Source organism: Nitratidesulfovibrio liaohensis (genome assembly GCF_011682075.1).
Classification (GTDB): Bacteria; Desulfobacterota; Desulfovibrionia; order Desulfovibrionales; family Desulfovibrionaceae; genus Cupidesulfovibrio; species Cupidesulfovibrio liaohensis.
Genome location: NZ_VSMK01000354.1, coordinates 1 through 2,930 on the forward strand (window position 1 = coordinate 1; position 2,930 = coordinate 2,930).

3 protein-coding genes are annotated in these 2,930 nt (G+C 68.1%); 1 reads left to right on the plus strand and 2 read right to left on the minus strand.

Annotation, left to right across the window (positions count from 1 at the left end; translation table 11 throughout):
* Positions 1–61 precede the first annotated feature (61 nt).
* Both hemL and ahbB read right to left on the minus strand, forming a co-directional pair.
* On the minus strand, positions 62–1,339 hold the full coding sequence (hemL, locus tag FVW27_RS12150) for a glutamate-1-semialdehyde 2,1-aminomutase (RefSeq protein WP_167125491.1): 1,278 nt from the start codon (positions 1,337–1,339) through the stop codon (positions 62–64).
* Positions 1,340–1,823: 484 nt separating this feature from the next.
* Positions 1,824–2,324, minus strand: a complete 501-nt coding sequence (gene ahbB, locus FVW27_RS12155; protein ID WP_167125493.1) for a siroheme decarboxylase subunit beta — start codon at positions 2,322–2,324, stop codon at positions 1,824–1,826.
* Between the two features lie 371 nt (positions 2,325–2,695).
* Between ahbB and FVW27_RS12160 the strand changes: the two genes are divergently transcribed.
* Positions 2,696–2,930, plus strand: a 235-nt coding sequence (locus FVW27_RS12160; RefSeq protein WP_167125495.1) for an NAD(P)-binding domain-containing protein, incomplete at its 3' end; no start/stop codon positions are given.

Sequence of the window (2,930 nt, forward strand, 5' to 3'; positions counted from 1 at the left end):
GTTCCGGCGTCCGCCCCCGTGTCGTTGCGATGGCCCGGGGCAGGGCCCCGGCGCGTGCGCGCTACGCCGAAAGGGTGATGGCCCGGGCGGCGTCCAGCAGGGCGGCGAGGTCCGCGTCGGTATGGGCGAACGAGACCATGGCCGCCTCGAAGGGCGACGGCGCAAGGTAGATGCCCTTGTCGCGCATCTGCTTGTAATAGCTGGTGTACAGGGCCGCGTTGGCGGTCTTGGCGCTGGCGAAATCGGTGACCGGCTGGTCGGTGAAGAACACCGTGAACATGGAGGCGATGGTGTTCACCCGCACCGGCACGCCCTTGGCCGCCAGAATGTTCTGCAACTCCGCGGCCAGCACGGCCACGCGGGCTTCCAGCGCGTCGTAGTCGGATTTCTTCAGTTCGGCCAGGGTGGCGATGCCCGCCGCCATGGCCAGCGGGTTACCGGACAGGGTGCCCGCCTGGTACACCTCGCCGCAGGGGGCGATGCGGCGCATCAGGTCGGCCCGGCCGCCGTACGCGCCCACGGGCAGGCCGCCGCCGATGATCTTACCGAGGGTGGTCAGGTCGGGCGTGATGCCGAAGCGCTTCTGCGCCCCGCCGTAATTCACGCGGAAGCCGGTGATCACCTCGTCGAAGATCAGCAGCGCGCCGTGTTCGGTACACAGGTCGCGCAGCCCCTGCAGAAAGCCGTCCACGGGCAGGACCAGACCCATGTTGCCCGCCACCGGTTCCACGATGATGGCGGCGATGTCCTTGCCGTGCAGGGCGAACAGTTCCGCCACGGCGGTCAGGTCGTTGTAGGGGGCCAGCAGGGTGTCGCGCACCGTGGCCTCGGGCACGCCGGGGGTGCCGGGAATGGACAGGGTGGCCACGCCCGAACCGGCGCTGGCCAGAAAGGCGTCGGCATGGCCGTGGTAGCAGCCCACGAACTTGACCACCTTGTTGCGGCCGGTGACGCCGCGCGCAAGGCGCAGGGCGCTCATGGTGGCCTCGGTGCCGGAGTTGACCATGCGCACCATTTCCACGGCGGGCAGGGCGTCGATGACGGCTTCCGCCAGGACCACTTCGTCCTCGCAGGGTGCGCCGTAGCTGGTGCCCCGGTCCACTGCGGCGTGGATGGCGCTGGCCACCACGGGGTGGGCGTGGCCGAGCAGCATGGGGCCCCAGGATTGCACGTAGTCGACGAAGGTGGTGCCGTCCACGGTGGTCAGGTGGCTGCCCTTGGCGTTGGCCACGAACAGGGGGTCGCTGTCCACGCCCAGGCAGGCGCGCACGGGGCTGTTGACCCCGCCGGGGATGAGTTGCTGGGCGCGTTCGAAAAGTTCCTTGGAGTGATGGTCCATGCTGCGTTCTCCGTGGCGTGCGTGAGGTTCCGGCTTAAACCCGCGCGGGGCGGGTATGTTTCGGCGTTGGCAGGGCGGGGCCGGGTGGTGGCGGCCTGGGGGTAGCGCGGTGGTGTTGTCGACGGAATCCTACGCGTTGCGGTCGCTATCCGTTAGGTTAGCACTCCGTGCTCACCTAACGGCTACCGCTTTGCCGCCGGGCGGCGTTGGCTCGGCATTTTTGATGCTCGCGTACAACAGTACAGCGTTGCTTTCGCCATCCGTAAGACTCGCGCGTTGCGCTCTCCTAACGGCTGCCGATCTGCGTTCAAAAATGCCGATCCGCCTTGCCCGGCGGACAAAACCCGTAATTCCTCGCATCGCGTCCGCACCAGCCACCCGCGACGGAAGACCGTCGCGGGCATAAGGAAGAAAGGCGGTTTCCGGATGAAAAAATGGGCGCCTGAAAGGCGCGGCGCTGGGGGCGCGTCTTCCGGTATCGCGCCTATTCCGGAAAGTAGACCATGGAGGTCTTTTTCAACTCGCGCAGCGATTCGAGCACGGCGTAGTCGTCGAGCACGGTTTCGCGGCGCAGCTGTTCGATGACTTCCATGTGTTCCGTTTCGTGGCGGCCATGGATCATGGTGTACAGTTCGTACGGCCAGTCGGGCGCGGACGAGGGGCGGTAGTACACGTGCGAAATCAGCGGGTGGTCGGCGGCCTGCTTGCCCGCCTCTTCGGCCTGCTGCTCGGTGACGCGCCAGGCCACCATGGCGTTGTGGGTCCACCCGGCGCGCTGGTGCTTGATGCTGGCGCCGAAGCGGCGGATGGAGCCGTCTTCCTTCATGCGGCGCAGCAGATCGAGCACGGTGGCTTCGTCGGTGCCCACGGCGGCGGCGATGTCTGCGTACGGGGTGGCGCTGTCGGGCAGGTTCTTTTGCACGATGGTCAGGATGCGGCGCTCGGTTTCCGTGAAACGGGGCGCGGTGTCGTCGGGACGGCTCATGCGTGGTCCTCGTTCGGTTGCGGTTCGACACACGCTGATACCCCGTCCCACCGGACGACGCAACCCGCAGGGGAGGGGAGACGGGCGGGTGCTGTGATGAGGCGGGGGGACAGGGGCCTTCGGGCGAGCGCGCTGCCCGGACGGGGCGGCGCGCAGGGCGCCGTCACTCTCCGTCACCCATCCGTCACCGGTTTGCCGTATTGAGGCTGCGGCGCGCCTGCCTTGTGGCGGGCCGCGCTTTGCCATATTCTTTCACACCATTGATGCACCTGGCGCGCCTGCCAGACGCGGCACGCCCGGCACACCCTGGCACAACAGACACACCACGGGCCGCTTGCGGCCACGGAGTACACGATATGACCAGCGACGCCATGCGCATCGCCGTCATCGGGGGCGGCAGCTGGGGCACGGCCCTGGCCCACCTGCTGGCGGGCAAGGGCTACGATGCGCGCCTGCTGCTGCGCGACGCCGATGTGGCGCAAGCCATCAACACCCGGCACGAAAACCCGCGCTATCTGGCGGGGCTGGCCCTGCATCCCGGCGTGCGCGCGCATGTGGTCGCCGCCGAGGCGCTGGAAGGCGCGGACGTGGTGCTTTCCGTGGTGC